We start from the raw sequence: 25,051 nt of genomic DNA, 5'->3' as shown, positions 1-25,051 counted from the left end.
TATAACCCCGACAAAAATCACCCCAATTGCAAAAACCAGAAAACACACGTACAAACAAAGAATCTCATTTCACCTAAAAAGTGGCAGGTCTCAACCACAAAACCTGTCCTTTTTCCGGATAAAGCCAGTTTATCCGGTTTTTCAGCACTCACTCTCCCCCGGATGATACGTGCTGAAAACCATTTTTTTAAGAATTTTAAGAAATATTCAAAGAAAGAAACAGACTGTTAAAACTCCTTATACAGATTTATTGCATAAAATCACAGAGAATATTCCCGGAGATTTCCGGATTTTTTTAGAGAGCATGAAATATTCAGGCTCCGGGGACTTTTGATTATCTTCATATTCCTTATTTCTAAGTTGCACATTATAAACGCATAAAGCCTAAAAAGCCGTAACTTTTTTGGCACAACATATTTAACGTAAAACTGCAGTAATACTCAATTAAACCACATAAAAAAGAGCAATCACATGTCATACCATGAGATAGAGCTTATCAAAAAAAATGAAGAGGAAGCCCTTGAAGATATCAGATACGCCGAAAAAGAAGCTGAGGAGATTTTAAAGAAGGCAAAGGCCAGGGGCCTTGAAATTATCGAAGAAAAAAGAAAAAGTGCAGAGGAGGAGGCAGAAAACCTTGCCTTGTATACACTTGAAAAAGCCGGCAGAAAAAGATCAGAAATAATGCTGAAAGCAGAAAAGACAGCAAAAGAACTCAGGGAATCAGGGACACAAAAATACGAAAGTGCAGTTGAATATATCATAAATCTCGCAACAGGTGCAGAAAATGCTGACCCCCGCGAAAATGTGCAGGCTGACTTTAATAGTCCATAAAAAATACGAAAAAAAGCTTACGGAAAGGCTTCACGAGTCCGGCCTGATTGAAATTACCGGAATCAGCAAGGCTCCCCCAAAACTCAGTAAATACATCATCGCACCAAAATCATCTCCTGCCAGGGAAATCTCAGAACTGAACTCATTTCTTGAACGCGGAACAGAGACCCTAAAAGGTAAGAAAAAAAGCGGATTTTCGGAAATAATATCCTATTTTGCCCCTGAAAAATACGAAAAGATTACAATTAAAACATCAGATTTGAAAGACCTGCAGGCAAAATCGGAACTGATGCGTCCCAAAATAGTCCGCGCCGGGGAACTTGAAGCCTCCCTTGAGGAGACAGACGAAAACATCAGGCTTCTTGAGGAAGAAAAAAGACTCGCCGGTTTTTTCGTCCCGCTCAACCTTAATTTTGAATACCTGGGAAAAACAGAATTCCTGTCGGTAAAAGCCGGATTTTTTGACGACGGACACCTGGAGCTTTTTGAAAATTTTCTTGAAAACAGGGGAGTAAAAGGATTTGTCATTGAAAAAACGGAGATTAAATGTGGTCATGCCGCTGTCGTAGCCTGCCATTTAAGCTGCCTGGACGAAGTGGAAAACGCCCTGAAAAAATATTCATTCAGGGAGTTTGTGCCGGACAGACCTCTCGGCAGAGCAAAGGAAGCGGTCTCAGCAATTGAGAAGGAGACCGAATCCCTCAGGACGCAAAAAAAAGAAATGCAGAAAGAGAAGGAGGAGATAAAAAAGGAGATTTACCTGCCCCTCTGTGCAATTCACGAAGAGACCGCCGTTCTAAAAAGCCGCGAAGAGGGCCTTATGATGGCAGGCTCTGATGAAAACCTGACATATATCAGGGGATGGGTGCCTGAAAAGGACAGAAAAAAACTTGAAGAACTCTGCGAAAAATCTTCATCCGGCAGGTCTCTGTGCTTATTTGAAGAGCCTGATGAAGACTGTGAGGAGGAAATTCCGGTACTCTGCCCCCACGGTCCTCTCCTGCACCCGTTCCTAATGCTGACAAACCTCTTTGCAGCACCAAAATACAAAGAGATTGACCCGACATTTTTCCTTGCACCTGTCCTTGTCGTAACATTCGGGATAATGCTGGGAGATATCGGCTACGGCCTTATCCTGACAGTCCTGAGCATTCTTCTTTTAAACGGTGCAGGAAGAGAAGACGGAAGTGTGCACGACCTGTCCGTCGTATTTCTGGCGTGCGGGATTTCAAGCATTTTCTTCGGCTACGTGGAGGGAGGATTTTTCGGGGACTTTTTGTCGCGTTTTACGGCTGAAAACCCCTTCCCGGGGATATTAAACCCTCTCGAAGACCCGATAGGACTCCTCGTATTCTCTCTTGTATTCGGAATAATCCATATAAACGCAGGGCTGATACTTGGTGCCAGAAAAAACATCATCGAAAAAAACATCCCAAAAATGCTTAAAGAGCAGGGGATATGGTTTCTGCTTGAGCCGTGTGCGGCAATACTCCTCTTCTCGTTCTTCGGGTGGGCAGACTTCTCCGGGGAAATTATAATGACGGCATCTCTCGGGGCACTTTTTGCAGTATCGGTCATCATGGTGTCAAAAGGGCCCCTGGGCTTCTTCAGCCTCACCGGATTTCTCGGGGACTGGCTGTCCTATTCGCGTATACTGGCTCTTGCCCTTGCTACTGTCGGTATTGCCATGACAATCAACATAATTTCAGGAATGGTAGCGGACGCAGGCCCGGTATTCGTCATAATTGCGGCTGTAATCTGTATCGGCGGGCATGCGGCAAACTTTCTGCTCCAGGTGCTGGGCGGGTTCATCCATTCCTTAAGACTCCAGTATGTTGAATTTTTCGGCAAATTTTATGAAGGAGGCGGAGAGACCTTCAGACCGTTCACGTACAGGCGCAGGTACACAGTAAAGGAGAGTGATTCGAAATGACAATAACCCCCGGGCTTGCACTTGCAGTCATAGGGGCCGGAACGGCCGTGGGAATGGCCGCCGTAGGATCAGGAATTGGTGTGGGAATTGCTGGTGCGACTGCTGCAGGCGTAACCTCGGTCCGCCCGGAAAAATTCGGGAAAGCGCTGGTATTCCAGGCGGTTCCGCAGACTCAGGGAATTTACGGGCTTCTTGCCGCAATCCTGATTCTTCTTTCCACCGGAATAATAGGCGGCAGTGGAGAAGACATCTCCATTGCATCCGGACTTATGGCTCTCGGTGCAGGAATCGCAGCAGGAGTGTCCGGTTTATCCGCAATCGGACAGGGGATTGCGGCGTCATCAGGGATTGCGGCAACGGCCGAAAAGGACGAAAACATGGGGAGATCACTCGTGTTCTCGGTAATCCCCGAGACACAGGCGATTTACGGGCTTTTGGTCGCAATCCTTATCCTTGCATTCTCAGGACTTCTTTCAGGAAACCCTTCCGCAACAACCGCGACCGGACTTGCGGCCATAGGCTGCGGACTTGCGGTGGGAATTGCAGGTCTTTCGGCAATCGGACAGGGGATAGCCGCATCAGGTGGCATTGCGGCATCTTCCGAAAAGAAGGATATCTTTGGAAAAGCGCTTGTTTTCTCGGTAATTCCCGAGACGCAGGCGATTTACGGACTTTTAGTCGCAATCCTTATCATGACATTCACCGGTATCGTAACCGAAAATCCTGTATCCGACATTTCCTACGGAATTGCAGCAGTCGGCTGCGGTCTTGCGGCAGGCCTTGCCGCGGTCTCGGCAATCGGTCAGGGGATTGCTTCATCAGCCGGAATCGCGGCAACGACCGAAAAGGAGAAGATGTTTGGAAAGTCACTCGTTTTCTCGGTTATTCCGGAAACACAGGCGATTTACGGACTTTTAATCGCAATTCTTCTTATGGCGTTTACAGGGATGATTACAAGAGATTTCGTTGCAACGGCTGCAGCAGGGATGGCGTCTGTTGCGTCAGGAATTGCTGTAGGACTTGCAGGGTTTTCAGGAATCGGACAGGGGATTACCGCGGCGTCAGGAATTGCCACGACATCGGAAAAGGAGAAGATGTTTGGAAAATCTCTTGTATTTACCGTGATACCTGAAACTCAGGCGATTTACGGGCTTTTGGTTGCAATTCTTCTTATGGCGTTTACGGGAATCATCACGAAAAACGTGACGATAACAGCGGCAGTCGGGTTTGCTTCCATCGGTTCAGGCATTGCAACAGGACTTGCCGGACTTTCGGCAATAGGACAGGGAATGACAGCAGCATCAGGAATAGCCGCAACGGCCTCAGGAAAGGACGCTATGGGAAGAAGCCTTATTTTCACCGTGATGGCTGAAACCTTTGCAATATTCGGCCTTCTTATAGCAATTCTCATAATGTTCGGCCTTGGCCTTTTCAACGGGGGATAAAACATTGAGCTCTGAAGTGATTATAAGACAGATTAGAGAGGACGCAGAAAAAAAGATCAGGTCTGTCAGGGAAGACGCGGAAAAAAGACGTGATGAGATTCTTAATATGGCCCTGGAGGAGGCTGAATTGGGATCTGCAGCTCTCATCAGTGAAAAAAAGAGGGAATTCTCTGAGGAGGAGAGAAGACTTCTGTCCCTCACACGCCTCGAAGCGAACAGGCTTGTACGCGAGGCAAAGGAGGAAGGCATAGAGAAATGCATCCTGGAAGCTGAAAAAAGGCTTGACAACATCTATTCAGACGAAAAATACCCGGAAATTCTCCGGAAGCTGATAGAGGAAGGTGCAAACGAAACCGGGGACGGTGAGGTATACGTTATCGCAAGAAGAGAGGACCAAAGAATAGTCTCTGAAATCATCAGCGTCTATGAAAATATCAGGCTGTCAGATGAGACAATTACCAGCACCGGAGTCATAATATATTCAAAAAACCCGGAGATACGAATTGACCAGACATTTCGGGAAAGGCTGAAACGGCAGAAAAAACAGCTTATCCACGATACCGCAATGATGTTATATGGCAGAATTTGACCCCTCGCAGGCTGTATCAGACCTTATTTCAGGGTCTTTTACAGGTCAGAATGGTGATTATGCAGTAATACTCTTCGTATTCGGAGTACTCATTGCGATAATCATCGGCGCTGCGGTCTTTTCCGGGTATATAAGGCTGATATTAAACATCGCGGACTTCGCTCACCCGGTCGCAAGGGTCAGAGCGATAGGAAACCCTCTCGTTGAAAAAGACACACTTGAAACCCTTGCAGGGTCCCTGTCCGCAGAAGAGATAACGGAAAACTTAAGAAAATTCGGGTACGGGCTATCTTCCCACAGGGTCATGAATGAAGAGGAGAGCGGGATGTACTTCAGGAGGGAATACTATTTATCGCTTGAAAAACTGCTTGACACTGTCCCTAAATCCGTCAGGCCCTTTTTTGAGGCCTACATGAAATTTGCCGAAGCAGGTGAAATAAAGTATATGCTCAGGGCCCTCAGAGGAGGAATAAGCCCGAAAACCGTCCCCGTCGGTATGTTTACAGACAGGATAAACAGGAGGATATCATCTACGAAGACAGAAAGTGACATCAGAAGCATCCTTTATTCCCTGGACCTTATCCCTGAAGAATACGATATGGAGGACGAAACGCTTCAGTCGGCGGAGCTTGTAATTGACCGTCACCTGTGCGACTCGCTCGCCTTCGCATCGGCCCAGGTGGACGTAAGCCTTGCAGAGCCCCTGGCTCTCTTCACAGGACATCTTATAGATGTCCAAAACCTGAAAAATCTCTGTCGTGCGGTCTCTTTGGGGCTTGACAGCGGACATAAGGCCATGCTTATGACAGAAGGGGGATTTGAATTTCACGGCGACAGTCTCAAAAGTCTTTCCATGAGCAGGACAAAGGAGGAGCTAAAAGAAGCCTGCCGCAGTACGGTTTACCGGGATGCAATGGAAAATGCCTTCAGGGAAGGCGCAAGTCCTGAAAAAGAACTGGAAAAAATGCTTCTTGAAGTCTCAGACAACCTTTCATCAAGATATCACCTCGGAAGCGGCCCTCTCATCAGGTACGCATATGCAAGAAGAATAGAGTACGAAAACCTGACAGCCACATATACAGGTGTCACGGAAAGAATGGCACCCGAAGATATCATGGGTATGATGGTCTTTTCAGAGGAGACATGAAAATTTCATATATCGGTCCAAAGGAGACTGCGGCAGGATTTGCACTCGCCGGAACAGTCTGTTCAAAAGCGTGCAAAGACAAAAAAGAGGCGACAGCAGCACTCAGGGAATATGCAATGCAGGAGGATGTCGGAGTAATCGTAATAGATGAAGAATATGCAGAAGAGATGAAAGCCGACATAAAAGGCCTGAGCCAGACAAGGTACCCCTACCCTGTCATAATATCACTTCCCGGTTACAGGAGGCAGAAGAATTGAAGGACAATCCCGCAGGAACAATCGTAAAAATAGCAGGCCCGGTAATAACCGCCGAAAACATGAGGGGAACGCAGATGTATGAACTCGTCAGGGCAGGTGACGAGAAGCTTGTAGGGGAAGTGATATCGCTTGAAAGGGACACCGCAACAGTCCAGGTCTATGAGGATACAAGAGGGCTCTTTCCGGGACAACCTGTAGAGGGGACAAAAATGCCCCTTTCGGCAGAACTCGGGCCCGGCCTTCTCGGCATGATATACGACGGCATCCAGAGACCACTTGAAAAAATGAGCGAATCTGTCGGCGATTTTATAATAAGGGGGACCGACATCCCGTCACTTGACAGAGAACGCCTATGGGAATACTCCCCCCGGATAACAGTAAACAGCCCGGTATCAGAAGGGGATATACTCGGGACAGTCCCGGAGGAAAGCATTACACACAAAATTCTCGTCCCCCCGGGTATTTCAGGTGAGCTTGTATGGACGGCGCCAAAAGGGGAATATACCATAGAAGACATCATTGCAAAAATCAGGACTGAAAAAGGCAGAGAATTCCCCGTAAAAATCCTCAGGCACTGGCCTGTAAGAAAAGAGAGGCCTGTCAGGAAAAAACTTGACCCCAAAGAGCCGCTTATAACCGGCCAGAGGGTTATAGATACACTTTTTCCAATAGCAAAGGGCGGCACTTCGGCAGTCCCGGGGCCTTTCGGTGCGGGAAAGACCGTCGTTCAGCACCAGCTTGCAAAGTGGTCAGATGCCGACATTATTGTATACGTAGGATGCGGCGAGAGGGGAAACGAGATGGCCGATGTCCTGCGTGAATTTCCGGTTCTCGAAGACCCGAAAACACACAAACCGCTTATGAGGAGAACGGTCCTTATCGCGAACACAAGCAATATGCCGGTTGCGGCAAGAGAGGCGAGCGTATACACAGGAATAACAATAGCTGAGTACTACCGCGACATGGGTTACGACGTAGCCCTAATGGCGGACTCTACTTCCCGCTGGGCCGAGGCTATGCGTGAAATATCCGGAAGGCTAGAAGAGATGCCGGGAGAGCAGGGATACCCTGCATATCTTGCATCAAGGCTTGCCGGGTTCTACGAGAGAGCAGGACGTGCAAAAGTCCTCGGGAGCGAAGAGAGGAACGGGTCGATATCCGTCATCGGAGCTGTCTCGCCTCCCGGAGGAGACTTCTCTGAACCCGTAACCCAGAATACCCTCCGGATAACGGGTGCATTCTGGGCCCTTGATGCAGACCTTGCACATGAAAGGCATTTTCCAGCTATAAACTGGCTTTTGTCATACTCACTTTATACCGAGCTTACTGCGTCATGGTGGGAGGAGAAAACAAAGGAGAACTGGAAGGAGATGCGGCAGACAATGATGAGCATCCTCCAGAAGGAAAGCGAGCTTGAGGAGATTGTGCAGCTTGTAGGCCCTGACGTACTCCCCGAGGAGGACAAACTTGTGCTCCTTTCTGCTGACATCATAAAAGAGTCTTTTCTTGTCCAGTATGCGACCGACCCGCAGGACCGCTACTGCTCTCCCTTCAAGCAGGAGATGATGATGAAACTTATTACTGACTTCTTCAGGACTGCAGGCGAGGCGGTCAAAAAGGGAGCCTTAACGTCTGAAATCTCGGCACTTCCGGCAATGCAGGGTTTCACCCATCTCGGTGCAAGACCGGAGGACGAAATTGCCGAATTCTGTACAGGTGTTATTAAATCACTGAAATCAGGCATAGACTCGGTTCTCGCAGGAGGCGGCGATGACTGAAAAAGGCAGGGAATTTGTATCTGTCGTAAGGGTTTCCGGGCCTCTTCTGGCAGTCGAAGGCATAGAGGACGCTTCCTACGGGGAGCTTGTCTTCGTAAAATTCCCCGACAATACGATACAGAAAGGAGAGGTGCTCGAGACTGCAAAGGGTTTTGCCATTGTACAGGTGTATGGAGGGACAAGCGACCTCGACACTGACGTGACGTCGGTAAGGTTTACGGGGTCACCTATGAAGACCGGAGTTTCGCGTGATATGCTCGGGAGAGTGTTCAGCGGTGACGGAGAGCCCTCTGACGGCGGAGGGGACGTAATTCCTGAAAAAGTCTTAGATATCAACGGCTACTCGATAAACCCGTACTCACGCGAATACCCGGAGGATTTTATAGAAACAGGGATATCCGCGATAGACGGCATGAACACGCTTGTACGTGGCCAGAAGCTCCCGATATTTTCCGGTTCCGGTATGCCCCACTCAAGGCTTGCAGCGCAGATAGCAAGGCAGGCCCGGGTCCTGGGGGAAAAAGAGGACTTCGCAATAGTCTTCGGCGCAATGGGAATAACTTACGACGAAGACCACTATTTCAGGGAGGAGTTTTCACGCACCGGAGCACTTGAACATGCGGTTTTGTTTATAAACCATGCCGATGACCCTGCGATAGAAAGAATCATTACGCCAAGGATTGCCCTGACGGCCGCAGAATACCTCGCCTTTCACGATGGTATGCACGTCCTTGTAATTTTACAGGACATCACAAGCTACTGCGAGGCCTTAAGGGAGGTCTCGGCAGCCAGGGAGGAGGTCCCTGCAAGAAGGGGGTACCCCGGGTACATGTACACCGACCTTGCCTCAATTTACGAGCGTGCAGGAAGGATTAAAGGGAAAAAAGGCTCGATTACGCAGTTGCCCATTCTTACTATGCCTGACGACGACATAACGCACCCGGTCCCCGACCTTACGGGCTACATCACCGAAGGACAGATTGTCCTGTCCCGTGACCTCCACAGAAAAGGCATATATCCGCCGATAGATGTACTCCCATGTCTTTCACGCCTGATGAAGGGCGGAATCGGAGAAGGCAAAACCCGCGGTGACCATGCAGACGTCACAAACCAGCTTTACGCCGCATATGCCAGGGGAAGAAAGCTCCAGAGTCTTGTCGCGGTCATAGGGGACGAAAGCCTTAGCCCTTCCGACAGGCTGTACCTGTCTTTTGCCGACACTTTTGAAAAGGAATTTGTAAGCCAGAACAAGAACGAGGGAAGAAGCATCGAAGAGACGCTCAGCCTTTCGTGGAGACTGCTCTCTAAATTTCCGAAAGAGGGACTCAAAAGAATTGATGAAAAATACATCGAAAAATACTACGTAAACGGGGAAAAGTTTGAATGAAGGCAAAAATTATCCCCGGAACAAAACCGACAAGGATTGGACTTCAGAAGGTGCGCAAAAGAATCCTTCTTTCACAGAGGGGACTTGAGCTTTTGCAGGACAAACTCGACGCGATGACAAACCAGATTTCACGCATGAAAACAGAGCGTGACGTTCTCAGGGAAAAGTGCTCGAAGCAGGCGCAAACGGCTCACAAAAGCCTTGCCCGGGCCGTTATGAGCACAGGGTGGAGAAATCTTGAGGCGGTTTCAAAGACCGCGGACGAAATGCATGACATCGACATGCTTACAAGAAGCATTATGGGAAGAGTCGTGCCTGAGATTACAATTCCGGAAAAACTGCGAAGTCAGGGAGTCTTCGGCTACAGCATAACCGAGACGACGACATACACCGACCGGGCCTCCCGTGAATTTGAAAAGCTTGTCATCGCCCTTTTAAGACTGGCCGAAGCCGAGGGGGTAGTATTATCACTTGAAAACGAGATCAAAAAAACCCGCCGTAGGGTCAACGCACTTGAAAACATGCTTATCCCGTCCCTTAATGCAACTTCCGAATACATAGAAAACTACCTTGAAGAGCTGGAAAGAGAAGACCTCTTCAGGCGCAAACGTTCCAAGGCAATCCTCAAAGGAGGGGGGCGATGGCACTGAGCCCGCAGAATATCCTTGTTTTAATGCGGATTGCAGGCTTTTTTACGCTTGCAGCAGGAGTAATAGCATTTATTGTTCTCATCCTCGGATGAACGAAACCGGATGACTAAAAAATAACTCTGCATTCCGGATAAAAATATATCAAAATCCAAAAAAAATGAAATTTTGCAGGATTATTTTTTAAGTCTTATTGCCGCAGCACAGACTGCACCAAGAACGGCAATAACGTACCCGAACCCTGGAGATTTGCTGCTATTGGTTTCTTTTTCCAAATCGCCGGGCATGATTTTTATGATGACACCATTTCCGGACCCAGTGTCTGATCCTGCCATAAGAATCTCTCCGTTTAAAGTCTGCTGCAGTGAATTTATTCTCGTTTCACCGAAGGATTTACTCACCTCCAGAGAACCTGCATTGTCCGTTTTCAAAAGCTTATACTCATACTCATCAGAACCTGCCAGGGTATTCTCTTCTGTTCCAAGCATATAGAACCCTTTGTCAGGTGCCTCCGTAACGTAATATACGACTTCTACACCCGGAACATTAAACATTGTCTTCTGGTATCCACCGGAGTCGGTTATAAGGATATAAGGCACGATTTCCGTGTTGTTATCAGATGCACCCTCTGTTATCTTGTTAAGGCCTGCTGCAAGTCCGCCGTCTTCAAGTGGCGCAACCGTCGTTATCATCGCAGAATCTTTGTATTTGTACTGTTTTGCCCAGCTGACGTTGCCTTCTTCGTTTATCTTCATCATAAAGCCGCGGTAGTTTTCTGTGTACATTATGGGGTTTATGTAGCCTGCAACCACAAATTCCCCGTCAGACATCTGCTGGACTGAAGACAACCTGTACTGCCCTCCGCCGTCAGGAGTGTCCAGGGTCTTGTTCCAGGTCTCGTTTCCTTCAGGGCTTATCATGATAAGAAAAGACTGGAGATAATCCCCTGCCATGAGGACATTACCGTTGTCTGCCACTTCGATAGAACTTATGACACCGTAAGGCTGGCGATAAGTCCATTCAACGTTGCCGGAATCATCGGTTTTTACGAGTTCCTCGTCACTGGTAAAAAGGTATAGTCCTCCGAGGGGCGATTCCTGCACAAAAACCGCGGAGCTGTTTTCACCGCCGCCGATATCTTTTTTCCACGAAATGTTTCCGTCTGGACCAAGACCAAAGATTTCACTTCCGTTTTCACCGCTTCCGGCAGCAACGATGTCGCCATCAGACATCTGCCATACGGCTGCAACGGAACCGTCTTCCAGCGAAAATTCCTTCATCCACTCTCCTGATGAATTGCCCGAATCCGCAGAAGCCGAAACCGCCGCAGGAAGCACCGCACATAAGACAAATAAAACCAGAACCACAAAAGCTCTCTTTCCTAAATTTTTTAGACTGATGAACATCGAAAAATCAACACCGTTACCTAATTATTATTCATGCTATTCATGCCGGATAAAACGACAGGATAATAGTTAAGATTAGTATTTTTTTGTTAATATAGATTTACAGAACTAACAAATTTACGGCTGCAACATCTTATAGCAGTAAAATACGTAAATTCAAAGCACATATTGTGAGAAAATGATTATAAGACAAAAACTGAGAATTGGAAACATTCCTTCCGTTTTATGGGGGGAAACATCGGAAAGGTTAATCATTGCCGTCCACGGGATGATGTCATTAAAAGAGGATGAAATAATCAGAATCCTTGCAGAGGAGGCGGTAATACGCGGATATCAGGTCCTGAGTTTTGACCTCCCGGAACATGGAGACAGAAAGGATGAGAACTATCCGTTTTCAGCCGAAAACAGTGTCCGCGACCTCTCAACCATTGCAGAATATGCCAGAGGCATCTGCGGCAGGACAAGCGTTTTTGCATGCAGCATAGGAGCGTATTTCAGTTTAATCGTCTTTCACGACAGGGAGACCGAACAATGCCTGTTTCTCTCTCCTGTACTTGATATGGAGAATTTAATAAACGGCATGATGGCAAAATCCGGCATAACCGAAGAGAGACTAAAAGCTGAAAAGACAATACAGACAAAAACAGGTGAAACGCTTGAGTGGGACTATTACTGCTACGTAAAATCGCACCCTGTCGGCAGATGGGATAAGAATACTTCAATACTTTACGGCTCAAAAGACGGCCTTACCGGCTACGACAAAATTCTTGAATTCTCCAGGCAAAACAACGCCGGACTTGATGTGATGAAAGAAGGGGAGCACTATTTTCATACCGAAATACAGTTGTCTTATTTCAGGCGGTGGATCAGAAAAAACCTTTTACACTCCTGAACACTCCCGTTTGGAACAATTTGTAAATATAAAATAAACAGCAGGTTCTGACGGCCCCAAAACAAAAAAACAAATTGCTGTAACAGGAAAAATGTTCTGTTTTTTCTTTTAGTAAGGAAAAAAATAAGTGAGATTCATTTCTTAATTCCGGCATTCATTCTTTTAAATTTATACCGGCATGCGTTCATTTTGGCACGGGTTTTCGGTCACGAACCGAGATAATGAAAACCACGCAGACTGCAAGAGTTATCAAAAAGCTCGCAAAAAATCCCAGAACAAAGCCGCCTGCAGCTATAACTAGACCTGTTACAACCGGACCGGCCGAATGCCCGATATCCATAACTGAGGAGAGTGCACCCATCGAGGCTCCCATCTGGCCCTTTTCCGCAACATCCGCGATATAAGCACTGGTCGCGACTGTTGAAAGCGATATCCCCAGACCGATTGAGGAGGTCACCAGAAGAAATACGATAAAGGATGATGCAAACGGAATTGCAGCGGTTGAGCCGCCGAGGATGAGAAGGCCAAGGGCAATCTGGATTCTTTTGTCTATCCTGTCGGCAATCCTGCCAAAAAGCGGTTTTGTCGCGGCTATTACCAGGGTCTGGACTGCAAAGAGAACACCTATGAGATATGCACCTATTCCCTGAGAGAGAAGAACGAAAGGAAAAAACGTCTCAAACGAGCCGAAGGCAAAATACGTCGCCATGTCCGCAAATGCCGTCGCACGAAGTTTTCTCTCCGAGAAAAAAAGGGTGAAGCTGCGGCGAAATGACGAGAACGGGACGAAAGAAAGGGAAGTATGGCTGTCATCCCTGTACATGAGAATCAGTACAAAAACAGGCAGGGCCGCAAGTGCGGCGACTACGTAAACCATCCTGTATTGTATAAGGCCCGGGTACATGACGAAAAAGGAGATGACAAAACCCCCTACGACCGGGGCCAGAGTCCTCCCTATGAGGGTCGCAGAAGAGTACTGCCCGAGCATCTCCCCCTTGTTCGCAGGAAACCGCTCAGCTATCACCGCAGATACGACAGGGCCGAGAATTGCCGTTGCCGTACCGTGAAAAAACCTGATTGGAATCAGCCATAAAGGATTGAAAATGATAAGGTAGAGAAGAGGTGCACAGAGAAACACGATGCCCGATGCAATAAGAAGCCTCCTTCTTCCGAGATGGTCAGAGAGGACTCCGACCGGAAACGAAAACAGTATTCCTGCAAACGGCGATACAGCCGCAATAAGTCCGATAACGGCTTCACCTGCACCCATAGCCTGCGAAAAGAGAGGCAGGACCGGGTTTTTGGATATTGTCGTCGAGAATATCGCGAAAAAACCGAGTAAAGAGATGTAATACATTACACGGCGTTCAGGCAGGGAAAAAAACGGGGTCATAATTTTTTACCTTATATATGAATTATGGTTTAGAAAGAACAAAGGAAAAAGCTATTCCCGGTCAGGTTTTATCGGACATAAACTCCATTTAACATTCCTGCTGCAGAACGGGTTTATAACTTAAACCTGAGACCGGACATTTTTTCCTCCTACATACAATTAATGATATTTCAGCCCTATACAGTAAGGCAATGATTAAGGTTGCAGTAAACGGTTACGGCACCATCGGAAAGAGGGTTGCGGATGCTGTATCTGTACAGAAGGATATGGAAATAACCGGTGTTTCAAAAACAAGGCCCAGCAGTGAGGCCCTTGTTGCAAACAAACGCGGATACCCGCTTTATATCGCAGATCTCTCAAAAAAGCCTGACTTCGAAACCGCAGGAATAAAAGTGGCAGGTTCTGTTGAGGAGATGATACAGAAATGCGATGTCGTAGTTGATGCAACGCCGGGCGGCATAGGCAAAAAAAACCGTGAACTTTACGAAAAATACGGAAAAAAAGCAATCTGGCAGGGCGGAGAGGACCATGAAGTCGCCGGATTTTCGTTCAATTCCTCTTGCAACTACAAAGAGGCCGTCGGAAGACAGTTTACTAGAGTCGTTTCATGCAACACGACCGGCCTTTGCAGGATAATAAATGCAGTAGACCAGAAATACGGCGTCAAAAAAGTAAGGGCGACGATGATAAGAAGAGGTGCCGACCCCGGTGACCCCAAACGCGGCCCTATAGATGCAATCGTCTTAAATCCTGTCACAATACCCTCACACCACGGCCCTGATGTGCAGACCGTTCTTCCCGGAATTAACATTGTCACAACTGCAATCATAGTCCCTACGACTTTCATGCACGTGCATGTAGTCCAGATGGACCTTGAAAAACCTGCCACAAAGGAAAAAATCATTGAAATAATAGAGGCACACCCGAGAATAGGACTCATAAGAAAAGGCCTCGGAATAACAAGCACAGCCGAAATTAAGGAGTTTGCATCAGATCTCCTAAGACCACGCTCAGATGTGTGGGAGTCATGCATATTCGAGGACTCTGTATCCGTTTCAGATGAAAACGAACTCTACCTCTTCCAGGCAATCCACCAGGAGGCTGACGTCGTTGTTGAAAACGTGGACGCAATACGTGCCATGGCGGGAGAAGTCAAAGACCCTGAAGTTTCAATAAGGATGACAAACGAAGCCCTCGGATTTAAGGCAATCTGAATATCGCATCAAAAAAAATTCCCGGCATCCCGCACAGCCTTTGGATACCGGGAAAAGATTCACATAAGGAATTTGTAATGCCTAATGACGGAAAATTAACCTGCATCTTCTTTTTAAAACAGATATAGAGTATCATGAACTTATGATACCCCCCCTTAGAAAACCTCATCAGATGCAACTTAATTTTACCCCCCACGATGGCTGGGCAACTTTTTTTGCTGAGAATCCCTCTCAGCATGGCACGGCGGCATTTTTACAGGCGGGAAATAGAGGATCCTAACTACCCGCTTCTGCCTGAATGCCTTTTTAGCACAACCACCATAGTAGTATTAGACAGTAGAATAATAAAACTTTGCATATCTCATATGCAATGCATAAGGATCTGTTATATTAACTCACAAAGATCGTGACACGGGACAGACATGGAGTTTATAGTAAAAAGGCATAAATGAACCGTAAAATACAGGACAACAAATATTTTCTTTATAAAATTCAGGGTATAATACCCTCCCAAAAGACAGCTACTGATAGTTAATTCTATACCTAATGCAGAAAACATTAACAATGTATATATACATAAAAATTCTGGCATGCAAATATCCAGTATATAAGTAAAACCAAATGACATTTTTTTGCCTGAAGAATCATCTTTATAGCACGAAATCATATTTTTATCCTGATGAATTTCAGGCAGTCCCTTAATGGAAAAATTCCAAAAAACCTGCTGAAAACCTTTAACGGGCACTTTGAAGTAATTGGAGACATCGCAGTTCTCCGGATACCGGATTTTCTGAAACCTTACAAAAAGGAGATAGGATACACCCTGCTTGAATTCAGAAAAGACGTATCGACTGTCCTGCAGAAGACTGCACCTCTAAACGGAGAGAAAAGAGTAGGGTCATTTGAGTACCTTGCAGGAAAGAATAAAACCGTCACACTGCATAAAGAAGGCGGCTACCTCTACGAAACCGACCTTTCATCCGTATTCTTCAGCCCCGCCCTTTATTACGAGAGAATGAGGATTTCATCAATGGTGAACCCTGGAGAAAAGGTTATAGTCCCTTTCTCAGGCGGGGGACCATTTGCGGTGCCGGCGGCAGAGAAAGGCGCGGAAGTGACAGGAATCGACATAAACCCTGCGGCCTGCCGGTATTTCATGAAGAATACCAGACTTAACGGGGTAAGGGAAAAAGCGGACGTTATCTGCGGGGACGCAATGGACATTTCATGCCTCTTCCCAGAAAAGGATTACTTCAGCCGTGCAATAATACCGACCGCATACGGGATGGACGCAGCTCTTTTTAAAACCGCAGAACTTGTCAAAACAGGTGGCTTCATTCATTTTTACACATTCAAAAACAAGGGTGAGGCAAAAAACCTTAAAACCGGACTCGAAAAAAAAGGCCTTGAAACAATATTTGTAAGGCCCTGCGGAAATGTCGCCCCTGCCGTATCCAGGTGGGTATTCGACCTGAAAAAGGTGAGATAGAAAGAAAGATAAAAAATCAGGCGTAGTGAAGCTCTGCAAATATTCCCTCTCCGGCCGGTTTTATCCAGCTCCCCTTATTTCCGTAACTGAAATAAACGGCAAAAAGGGTAACAGGAACAGTCTGCCCGTTTCCCTGCCTTAAAACAAGATTAAGTCCGTCAGTTTTTTCACCACCCATTACTTTTTCAAGGGCATCCGAAATTTTTTCAGTCTCAGTAAAAAGACTGCAAAAATGTGATCCGACAAGTTTTTCACGACTGCAGAGGGTTATTTTCTCCATTGACGTATTGACATCACAGATGATTTTTCCGCAGTCTATAGTCACAAGGGGGTCCACATGCAACTCGATAAGGCACTTATTGTATTCATTTGCTTCATAAAGCCTTTTTTCAGCTCTTTTTTTCTCAACAGACACATATACCCTCCAGGAGAGTTCTGCAAACTGCGCCTTTGGGTCGCCTCCTTTCTGTACATACGAGTCCGCACCGCAGTTTAAAGCCTCAATCACCACATCTTCGCGTCCTTTACCTGTAAAAATTATAAAAGGGATATTGTTGCCACTGTTCCTGACGCTTTTCAGCAGGTCAAGACCGTTTAAAAGAGGCATTTCGTAGTCAGATACTACAGCGTCAAAAACTCCGGTCTGTATCATATCAAGTGCGAACTTTGGGCAGGTTTCGCACGTTACTTTATAATTTCCTGTTTTTTCAAGGAATATCCTTGTTATTTCAAGAATTTCCGGTTCATCGTCAACAACCAGCAGACTAATCATTATCGCTTAATGCTTTCATTTTTTGGACCTGAAATACCATAGCCGAAACTTTTTAGGATTTGTTTACCTGCCAAAAGCCAAAAAAGCGAAACTTTTGCAGAAAAAAGACATGCTGACGAAAAGTTCCGCCGGATTTTCCTAAAAAAAATAGGATCAAACGCATAAACTTTAATCATTTTAGGGGTGCCTTTATCAAAACCTAACCTGCAACTCTGTTATTGTAACAAAAGGAGGTCGAAATTAACGGAAACAGAAGAAATAAACATGAATATAAAATCTTCTGAAAGAGACGACACAAACGGTTCCTGTGATACACCAGGACTTTTTGTTGTAACTCTTGAAAAATTTCTGAAGAGGAGGTACTGAAAATGTGTTTCAGGGCTTCCGTAAAAGGCGTCAGAAATGATGACAAAATTCAGGAAGAATTCCTGAAAACACTGGGAATCTCCCAGGAAACGCTTAAGGAGGTGAATTTCAGGGAAAAAAGAGCTTAAATAAAAGTATTCCCCGCTGTTGAAGACATGCAGGACAAATAAGCAAGAATCAGGCCTGCATACAAAGACAGCTTTTAAAAAAAGCAAGACTCTGCAAAAAGAGTTGCCACACGGCTTATATCTATCATCACAAATCTAAAACAATAAAAAAAGGAAAAAGCGACACCAGATTTAAGAGAAAATAAAAAATCCTGAACGCAGAAAGAAGGGAATTAACTCTGTCAAAAATGCTACCGACAAATTTTTTCGGATAATTCCTCTGACACACTAACCTGTCTGTTGTATTCAGTCTTTAAGAAAACACCGGCAGAAAGACAGAACAACTCCCTTCCTGACAGTTAAGGCAGCACACGTACCCTTGCATATAAATTAAAATCAATTATTTTCCCGCCTTTTTGGCATACAACCTGAATTAAGAGGCAGCTTTTTTATAAATTTTTTTTAATCAGACTATTTCATTCAATTTTTTAATTATACCCTAACATTATTAGGGTGACTGATAAAACATCCTAATCACCTAAATTTTTTAGGTAAAATAATATTTCACAAAAAAGAAGTATATGACATGGAGACAAAGAGCTTTAATTTAAGCAGAAAAGCCGAAGACTACCTTGAGGCAATACTTAACGTCAGCCTTGAAAAAGGATACGCCAAAACACGCGATATCGCAAAAGAACTCGGAGTGAGCCCGCCTTCAGTCGTTGAGATGTTCATCAAGCTTGACAGGCTTAAAATGATAGAGTACCGCAAATACGAAGGCGTTATTTTAAAACCCAGCGGAAGAGAGATTGCTGAAGTCATCAAATACAGGCATGACACGCTGATGGAGTTTTTGAAACTGATCTCGGTCCCGGATAAAATCGCAAACGACGATGCCTGCATGATGGAGCATGAGCTTCACCCGAAAACAATTGAACAGATTCACCTCTTCGTAAACTTCCTTAAAGAACGCGGCTCAAAGAACCACACCCTTCAGGACTTCGATGAATACTGTACTGTAAAAAGGTCGGCTGAAAATTCCGGATAAACCAAAAAAACTGAAAATCAAAAAAAATAAAAAAAGTACTGTTTTAAAAAGACTTTTTGAAACGGTTAGGGCTTTGTATCATAAGGCCAATTTTGCATTATAAAAGCCAATTGGGTTTTTCAACTGTTTTATTCACGCATCCTTCAGGTTTTTTTCCATGTAAACCCACCTGTCAATCCCAAACATAAGCGCCGTAACAAGACTTTCCTCGCTTTTAACTTCCTTAAAACCATACTTTTCATACAGTTTTCTGGCATCGTTCGAAAAAGCCACGTAAAGAGTAAGTTTTTCAAAACCATTTTTTCCTGCAAAGTCTTCCGCTGCAGCAAGAAGTTTTGTTCCGATTCCGCGACCGCGAAAAACCGGGGCAACTGCAATGTGGTCGATATAGCACTCCCCCTTACCGGGTTCGTGACTCAAAAGTGCGAACACCAGGACGAACCTGAGAACCCTTAAAAGACCTGCCTTTTTAACCGCAGAAACAAATTTTCCCAATGAACTCCCTGTTTTTTTGCCTTTCCACTTAAGAAGAAGTATCCCGGATACACTGTCACCGGTCACAGATACGAAATATCCGTCAAATTTATCTTCGTCATCGAATTCCACCTCCCTCAAAAAAGATTTTATGCTATCCTTATCTCCGGATACAGCAGTTGAAAACTTACTGAAGAAAGACTCAGCAAGAATAGAGACTGCGGCATCAAAATCACTTCTTCCCAGATTCCTGACAACAGTACCCGAATTTTCCTGTGAATTCATAATAAACAACTCATCCTTGGATTTTCAGGGATTTCCTACCAGATCTTCAACTGATTCTATTTTTCCGTCCTTCAGATTTATTACGCGGTCGAAATACTCTTTGTGCCATCCCTCGTGTGAGACCATGACTATTGTCTGCCCGGTTTCGCGATTTATTTTTCTGCACAGATCCAGAACTACCCTTGAGTTATTACTGTCAAGATTTGCACAGGGTTCGTCTGCAAAGAGAATATCAGGTTTGTTAACGAGTCCTCTTGCAATCGATACCCTTTGCTGCTGTCCTCCGGAAAGTTCTTTTTTAAGATTGTCCGAACGCCCTGATAAACCAATAAGTTCAAGAATTTCGTTACTCTTTTTAACATATATCTCCGGGTCTTCACCACGAACCATAGAAGGCAGAAACACGTTTTCAAGAACAGTCAGTTCAGGCACAAGTGCATAATCCTGAAAGACAAACCCTAGTCTGTTCAGTCTGAAAAGAGTCCTGTCTCCATCCGACAAAACACTGGTATCTATACCCCCAATTATGATTTTACCTGAACCAGGCCTGTCCAGAAGTCCAAGCATATGAAGAAGTGTGGATTTCCCCGAACCGGAAGGTCCCATAAGACCAATGAATTCACCCTTTCTTATCTCAACACTAACTCCATTCAAAGCTTTTATACTGACACCACCCATCTGATATGTTTTGAAAAGATTGTCGGCCCGTATCATTATTTATCCCCTCATTGCCACCAGAACGTCCTCGTTCGCAATATTTCTTGCAGGAACATATCCCGCGAAAGAAGACGCTGTAATCAGGAAGACAATATAATCTAATAATGTGCCAAATCTTACATATGGGACAATATTTCCGTCTGGAAATTCTATCGGATAAACCGAGAAATAACCAATTAAGCCGGATATTATTCCAACACCCACAAGCGATCCCAAAACCGAGAGGATTATTACCTGGAATACATAATTGGATATAATAATTCCCTTTTTAATACCAATTGCCTTCATAATTCCAATCTGCCTCCTGTTGTTGATTGTTTTAATCATGACGACAATAAATACAACAACAACCGCTATCAGAAGACTTACCGCCACTGTCATGTTATTTATTATATCATAGCTTTCGACAACTTTGCTGTACGCACGCCCAAGAAATTCTCTCCATGTTTTGACTTTTTCTTTAACGCCATATGATAAGAGTGAAATTTTGATGTCTTCATTCGAAAATCCCTTTTCAGACTTAACAAAGATTCCCGAGGCCTTATCAATTTTTTTGGAATATACGTCCTCAAGTTCATTCCACGAAATGTATGCCAAGGAATCAACATCATTTAAGCCTGTAGAGAAAATACCCTTTACTCTGCACTCCCGAACAACACCGTTCGAAAATTCGACAACAATAGAGTCCCCTGTTTTAATCCCCCCGAGAGACGAAATAAAGTCGTCGGACTCATCCCTGTGTCCCGCAAGGTATTTACCTACAATAATCTCGTTGAGATCATCATCCCTTAGATATTCTCCGGAAACCATCTTTTCGCGAACTTCAGTGACGAATTTCTCGTTTTCAGGGTCTATTGCCGTTATTGAGGTTAAAAGCCGCTTTCCCTTGTTTTTCATTACAACAGCCTGTGTATATCTCGACGTTGCTCTCAGGACACCAGGCACCCGGTCCACCTTTTCAACAACTTCAGATGCATTGTTTATGAACATATTTTCCTCAGTGTCACCTAAAGGTTCAACGACTACATCTGAAGTATAATACCTGACAACCTGATTTTCATAATTTTTGACCTCTCCGGTAATTATTGAGGGCAAAAGAATCATATTCGTAAATACCATCGCGATTATGAAAACTGTCAGGACAGTGCTTTTTCTATTGCTTCTCTGAAGTGAGCGTACAGCAAGAAAAAAAGAGACTTTCAGATCATTAAACATTTCAGGTCTGCCTCTTTTTTATTCTGTAATAATAGACTGCATAAAGTCCCGCTCCGGCAACAAAAAGAATCAAAAAGACTATCCAGCCGTCATCGGACTCTTTAACATTCACTTCTATATTATCTGTAACATTTTTTTCTCCCCATTCGTCTATCCATGAAATTTTAAGACTTCCTTTGTATAAACCAGGGTTCATGCCGTTAAAATTAAAAACCGCAGGCGCATCATTTCCAGCCTTGATCTTACCTACATATGCAATTTTTGTTTCGCCGTTTAAGCCTGCAATTTTGGCATTTAACGAGCGGGCAGTGGAAGTTCCGGAATTTTCAATTCTTACTATAAGATCAAATGGTTCCCCTTCGGGTACAACAGAATTATCTACTGAATCTATCGATATTTCAGGTTCTCCTCTTAGAAGAAGGTTTATAGAATCATCAATACTTATCCTGTCCCCATCTATTTTAAGATAAGAAATTTCAACAGGCAGTGATACTATTTTGGACAGATCCCTTCTCTCAGTAATAAGTTTTACCGGTAATTCCAAGGATTCTCCCGGACTCAGCGAATCAATATAATATGATGAAATGCTTGCAGGTGCAATAATTCCATCAACAGATCCAAAGTCCACTATAATATCATCAGCCTCGCTCTGGCCTTCGTTGGTGATTATTACTAATGTATTCACAGATTCTCCGGGTTTTACTGCAACAGCATTAGTTCTTAATTTCAGATGAGCACCTTTGTTAAACTCAAGCTGCATTCCCACATTTACAGGAATCGAATACCTGAGGTTTTCTCCTCCTTTCACACCGGCCCACACTTCAGGAAAATAGATCCCTTTTTTTGAAGGCGCCTGGATGTAAAAAGAAACGTTTACCTCCTGACCAGGACCTATGTCACCAATAAACTGGTTGTTCCCGCCAATAACAGTCACCCCGTCAGGATGAAGAAGAAGACTTTCTATGGTGGGGTTAAAATTAGTAGTAAATGTTTCCGAGTCCCCGGAATCTTTTCCCGACACTGTTGTTACCGTTGAAGAAAGGGCAGTGTTTTTAAGTGTCAATTCAATAACACCTTCTTCTCCAGGCATTAATACAGAAGGTTTTACCTTGTAATCTGACACGATAATTGTTGGTTTCCCTGCCGCCATAACGGGTACCGTTAAAGCAGAAATTAGAAAAACAACAAGTATTCCGTAAATCATTAATCTTTTCATAGCTATCACAACTACATAGTTCAATATTTAGACCAGATAATTTCCAGGAGTTATACTGAACAGTTAGTTAGTGTACATTGAATTCTGAACAGTTATATACCTAACTGACCAGTTAGTTATAGAAGTGAATATATTTATTATAAAAACAAAAAGGATATACATGCCAAGAGTTATGCCCGGATACAGGGAAAAGGCACGTCTTAAAATACTGGAGAAAGCATATTTAGTGTTTTCAAAAAAGGGATTTTATAATACGACAATGGATGATATCGCCATTGAAGTCGGTGTCACCAAAGGGACACTATACCTTTACTTTAAAAGCAAGGAAGAACTTTTCAGGGCAATGGCAGACCAGTATAGTTCGGGGTTTACAGAAAATATCCTCAAAAAATTTGAAAACAAAAACTTCACTGAGAATTCCGGGCTTTTTTTTGATATTTATTTCAGAATGAACAGCGGCAGCGAGCCTCTTATATATGAGCTTGCGTCTATATCCACAAGGAATGAAGAAATAAAAAAGATGCTTTTCGAAGAGACAGCAAAAGACAAAGGCCAATTTCTGAAATTTTTTGAGATGCAGGTAAAAAAGGGCTACCTTCCAAAAGACACTGATATAAAAATGATTTCGGCTGTATCGGGAATTCTTGCAGGAGGGCTCATGGAAAGGATTTACCTTGGAATGTCTAAAAAAGAGGCCAGAATGTTGTGGACGAAAACAATAGAGAAACTGGTAAAATAAAAATTAAATAATATTTGAACGCTCTTTTTTTGGCATAACAAACTGTCCCTAAAATATTTCGGCTTAATTTCATCATGTCCTAAGCTAAAAAATCACAATTAGATAAAATACTACATACTAACACAAAAAAGGTAAAAATATCTCAAAAATTACGGGTGAACAGTTTTATGTTAAAGCAGTTTTTTTCAAACACAAGAAAACCAAAAAGTTCTGCAGGTGGAAATTTCATCCTCTGGCTAATGAACACAGGCCACGACAGACTTGCAAAATGGGGCCTATCATACCTTGATTTCAGCGAAAAAATGGCTATTCTGGACGTGGGGTGCGGAGGAGGAAAAAACATCTCGAACCTTCTTGAACTCGCACCAAAAGCTGAAGTCTTTGGTGCCGACTATTCAGAGGCAAGTGTAAAAAAATCAAAAGATTTCAACAGGGAAGCCATAAAAAAAGGACGCTGCAAAGTGTTTCATGCATCAGTCGGGAACCTTCCGTTTGAAGACGAAAGTTTTGACGCGGTGACCGCATTTGAAACGGTTTATTTCTGGCCCGACCTTAATATAAATTTCACGGAAATTAACCGCATACTACAAAACGGGGGAGTCTTTATGGTATGCAATGAAGCCGCCTCACAAAAGGATGCGGAAAAATGGCTGAAATATATCGACATGTCAGTCTTTACAGGTGACGAGCTTTCTTCGGCAATGAAAAACGCCGGATTTACCGAAATAATAATTTATGAACGTACAAAGGGAAGCGGAATCTGCGTCACCGGAATAAAACCGTAAATTAATAAAAATATCCGGCAAAAATCTGACAAAAGCAGAAAAAGTCCCCAAAATTATTCCGACTTCATTCTGGATTTACCCAAAGATTTACTTTTTAGAATTTTTTGCGTACCCCGAACAATTTTCGGCTCATATTCATCCGCACCTAAAATTCAAAAATAAATTGAAAGAAAGTGAGATAAATGGAGAGCACACTTATAAACCTTAGAAAAAACGAAAAAGGACTTGTAAGGGGAGTTGAAGGCGGCCAGGGAATAAAACAGCAGCTCTCTCTGCGTGGCCTTTCTGAAGGCGTCCTTGTAAGAATGATAGACTGCTCCTGCGGACCCGTTGTTCTTGACATTAACGGCTCGACTCTTGCAATAGGAAGAGGCATAGCCGGAAGAATAATCATTGACAGATGCTAAAAAAAAAGATACGAAACCCTCCGGAATAATATAATTGCAGTTTAGGAAAGATTGACTTTTTCGTCATTTAAACGTCAATAATCTTTTTTAGTCTTTAATTATTTTCAGATTTCTTTATTTTGGATTTCCCTGGAACTAACCAAAATACGCGTATTATCCCAGATATTTTCCTGAAATAATATTCATTGTAAAAACGGCAGTCGGGCCGTTCTGTCTTCACTTCCCCAAAATAATTTTCCGTGCAGAAAAAATACTTTACTCCGGTAAATTCTAAAAACACAATTTCTTTGATTATTTCACAAAAATACAGGCCGGATTACATTTTTTACCCTAAATTTATCAGGTCGGCCTTTAGGTTTTGTTTATTCTGCCGAATTTTTTTTGGCTTCTTAAAAGAATTATAACAAATTTTGGGTCTTGTTAATCCATTCCTAACCTTCAAACATTTTAAGTGAAAGGCGCCGGTGATTTTATCCCTGTTTTTCTCAGGAAGATAAATGTCAAAAAAC

Annotated in this window: 24 protein-coding genes; 17 read left to right on the top strand and 7 right to left on the bottom strand. The window is 44.1% G+C overall.

Annotated elements, in window-relative coordinates; genetic code table 11:
* Positions 1-471: 471 nt before the first annotated feature.
* From J2128_RS06310 to J2128_RS06270, 9 genes are read left to right on the top strand one after another with little or no spacing between them, the layout of a single operon-like run.
* Positions 472-834, top strand: a complete 363-nt coding sequence (locus J2128_RS06310; RefSeq protein WP_209690304.1) for a hypothetical protein — start codon at positions 472-474, stop codon at positions 832-834.
* Positions 788-2,767, top strand: coding sequence for a V-type ATP synthase subunit I (locus J2128_RS06305; protein ID WP_209690303.1), 1,980 nt, complete (start codon positions 788-790; stop codon positions 2,765-2,767). Before J2128_RS06310 ends, J2128_RS06305 begins: the two co-directional genes overlap by 47 nt.
* Positions 2,764-4,212 carry a V-type ATP synthase subunit K gene (locus J2128_RS06300; protein ID WP_209690302.1) on the top strand — a complete coding sequence of 483 codons (1,449 nt, stop codon included), beginning with the start codon at positions 2,764-2,766 and terminating at the stop codon, positions 4,210-4,212. The genes J2128_RS06305 and J2128_RS06300 overlap by 4 nt, the downstream gene beginning before the upstream one ends.
* 4 nt (positions 4,213-4,216) lie before the next feature.
* On the top strand, positions 4,217-4,801 hold the full coding sequence (locus tag J2128_RS06295) for a V-type ATP synthase subunit E (RefSeq protein WP_209690301.1): 585 nt from the start codon (positions 4,217-4,219) through the stop codon (positions 4,799-4,801).
* Positions 4,788-5,948 carry a V-type ATPase subunit gene (locus tag J2128_RS06290; RefSeq protein WP_209690300.1) on the top strand — a complete coding sequence of 387 codons (1,161 nt, stop codon included), beginning with the start codon at positions 4,788-4,790 and terminating at the stop codon, positions 5,946-5,948. Before J2128_RS06295 ends, J2128_RS06290 begins: the two co-directional genes overlap by 14 nt.
* On the top strand, positions 5,945-6,205 hold the full coding sequence (locus J2128_RS06285) for a V-type ATP synthase subunit F (protein WP_209690299.1): 261 nt from the start codon (positions 5,945-5,947) through the stop codon (positions 6,203-6,205). The genes J2128_RS06290 and J2128_RS06285 overlap by 4 nt, the downstream gene beginning before the upstream one ends.
* Positions 6,202-7,983 (top strand): V-type ATP synthase subunit A, encoded by a 1,782-nt coding sequence (locus J2128_RS06280; RefSeq protein ID WP_209690298.1) that lies wholly within the window; start codon positions 6,202-6,204, stop codon positions 7,981-7,983. Before J2128_RS06285 ends, J2128_RS06280 begins: the two co-directional genes overlap by 4 nt.
* Positions 7,976-9,370 carry a V-type ATP synthase subunit B gene (locus J2128_RS06275; RefSeq protein WP_209690297.1) on the top strand — a complete coding sequence of 465 codons (1,395 nt, stop codon included), beginning with the start codon at positions 7,976-7,978 and terminating at the stop codon, positions 9,368-9,370. Before J2128_RS06280 ends, J2128_RS06275 begins: the two co-directional genes overlap by 8 nt.
* The gene (locus J2128_RS06270; RefSeq protein ID WP_209690296.1) at positions 9,367-10,020 is read left to right on the top strand and encodes a V-type ATP synthase subunit D; all 654 of its coding nucleotides are present in this window, start codon (positions 9,367-9,369) and stop codon (positions 10,018-10,020) included. The genes J2128_RS06275 and J2128_RS06270 overlap by 4 nt, the downstream gene beginning before the upstream one ends.
* 173 nt (positions 10,021-10,193) lie before the next feature.
* Here the strand turns inward: J2128_RS06270 and J2128_RS06265 are convergent, their stop codons facing one another.
* Positions 10,194-11,423, bottom strand: coding sequence for a PQQ-binding-like beta-propeller repeat protein (locus J2128_RS06265; protein ID WP_209690295.1), 1,230 nt, complete (start codon positions 11,421-11,423; stop codon positions 10,194-10,196).
* Between the two features lie 178 nt (positions 11,424-11,601).
* On the opposite strand from J2128_RS06265, the gene J2128_RS06260 reads away from it, so the two are divergent.
* Positions 11,602-12,315: a carboxylesterase gene (locus J2128_RS06260; protein ID WP_209690294.1), complete on the top strand. Its 714-nt coding sequence runs from the start codon at positions 11,602-11,604 to the stop codon at positions 12,313-12,315.
* A gap of 184 nt (positions 12,316-12,499) precedes the next feature.
* Here the strand turns inward: J2128_RS06260 and J2128_RS06255 are convergent, their stop codons facing one another.
* A complete protein-coding gene (locus J2128_RS06255; protein ID WP_209690293.1) occupies positions 12,500-13,708 on the bottom strand; it encodes an MFS transporter in 1,209 nt (402 codons plus the stop codon).
* 191 nt (positions 13,709-13,899) lie between these two features.
* On the opposite strand from J2128_RS06255, the gene J2128_RS06250 reads away from it, so the two are divergent.
* Positions 13,900-14,922, top strand: coding sequence for a type II glyceraldehyde-3-phosphate dehydrogenase (locus J2128_RS06250; protein ID WP_209690292.1), 1,023 nt, complete (start codon positions 13,900-13,902; stop codon positions 14,920-14,922).
* A gap of 679 nt (positions 14,923-15,601) precedes the next feature.
* On the top strand, positions 15,602-16,411 hold the full coding sequence (locus J2128_RS06245) for a class I SAM-dependent methyltransferase family protein (RefSeq protein ID WP_209690291.1): 810 nt from the start codon (positions 15,602-15,604) through the stop codon (positions 16,409-16,411).
* Between the two features lie 16 nt (positions 16,412-16,427).
* Here the strand turns inward: J2128_RS06245 and J2128_RS06240 are convergent, their stop codons facing one another.
* Complete coding sequence (locus J2128_RS06240) at positions 16,428-17,183, bottom strand: hybrid sensor histidine kinase/response regulator (RefSeq protein ID WP_209690290.1); 756 nt, start codon at positions 17,181-17,183, stop codon at positions 16,428-16,430.
* Between the two features lie 368 nt (positions 17,184-17,551).
* Between J2128_RS06240 and J2128_RS12870 the strand changes: the two genes are divergently transcribed.
* Entirely contained in the window at positions 17,552-17,677 is a 126-nt protein-coding gene (locus tag J2128_RS12870; RefSeq protein WP_281069288.1) for a hypothetical protein, read from the top strand.
* A 565-nt stretch (positions 17,678-18,242) separates the two neighbouring features.
* On the top strand, positions 18,243-18,704 hold the full coding sequence (locus tag J2128_RS06235; RefSeq protein ID WP_209690289.1) for a metal-dependent transcriptional regulator: 462 nt from the start codon (positions 18,243-18,245) through the stop codon (positions 18,702-18,704).
* Between the two features lie 132 nt (positions 18,705-18,836).
* Here the strand turns inward: J2128_RS06235 and J2128_RS06230 are convergent, their stop codons facing one another.
* The 4 genes from J2128_RS06230 to J2128_RS06215 are packed head-to-tail and all read right to left on the bottom strand — an operon-like array spanning position 18,837 to position 22,545.
* On the bottom strand, positions 18,837-19,463 hold the full coding sequence (locus J2128_RS06230; RefSeq protein WP_209690288.1) for a GNAT family N-acetyltransferase: 627 nt from the start codon (positions 19,461-19,463) through the stop codon (positions 18,837-18,839).
* Between the two features lie 24 nt (positions 19,464-19,487).
* On the bottom strand, positions 19,488-20,177 hold the full coding sequence (locus tag J2128_RS06225) for an ABC transporter ATP-binding protein (RefSeq protein WP_209690287.1): 690 nt from the start codon (positions 20,175-20,177) through the stop codon (positions 19,488-19,490).
* Positions 20,178-20,180: 3 nt separating this feature from the next.
* The gene (locus tag J2128_RS06220) at positions 20,181-21,395 is read right to left on the bottom strand and encodes an ABC transporter permease (protein WP_209690286.1); all 1,215 of its coding nucleotides are present in this window, start codon (positions 21,393-21,395) and stop codon (positions 20,181-20,183) included.
* A gap of 1 nt (position 21,396) precedes the next feature.
* The gene (locus J2128_RS06215) at positions 21,397-22,545 is read right to left on the bottom strand and encodes a COG1361 S-layer family protein (RefSeq protein WP_209690285.1); all 1,149 of its coding nucleotides are present in this window, start codon (positions 22,543-22,545) and stop codon (positions 21,397-21,399) included.
* Positions 22,546-22,771: 226 nt separating this feature from the next.
* Here J2128_RS06215 and J2128_RS06210 point away from each other — a divergent pair, with 226 nt between their 5' ends.
* From J2128_RS06210 to J2128_RS06200, 3 genes are all read left to right on the top strand, one after another.
* Positions 22,772-23,350, top strand: a complete 579-nt coding sequence (locus J2128_RS06210; RefSeq protein ID WP_209690284.1) for a TetR/AcrR family transcriptional regulator — start codon at positions 22,772-22,774, stop codon at positions 23,348-23,350.
* Positions 23,351-23,517: 167 nt separating this feature from the next.
* A complete protein-coding gene (locus tag J2128_RS06205; RefSeq protein ID WP_209690283.1) occupies positions 23,518-24,135 on the top strand; it encodes a class I SAM-dependent methyltransferase in 618 nt (205 codons plus the stop codon).
* 182 nt (positions 24,136-24,317) lie between these two features.
* Positions 24,318-24,542, top strand: coding sequence for a FeoA family protein (locus tag J2128_RS06200; protein WP_209690282.1), 225 nt, complete (start codon positions 24,318-24,320; stop codon positions 24,540-24,542).
* The last annotated feature ends 509 nt before the right edge of the window (positions 24,543-25,051 follow it).

This window comes from Methanomicrobium sp. W14 (assembly GCF_017875315.1).
GTDB lineage: Archaea > Halobacteriota > Methanomicrobia > Methanomicrobiales > Methanomicrobiaceae > Methanomicrobium.
Note: the sequence above shows the minus strand (reverse complement) of the source record. Positions and strands in the feature narration are given on the sequence as shown.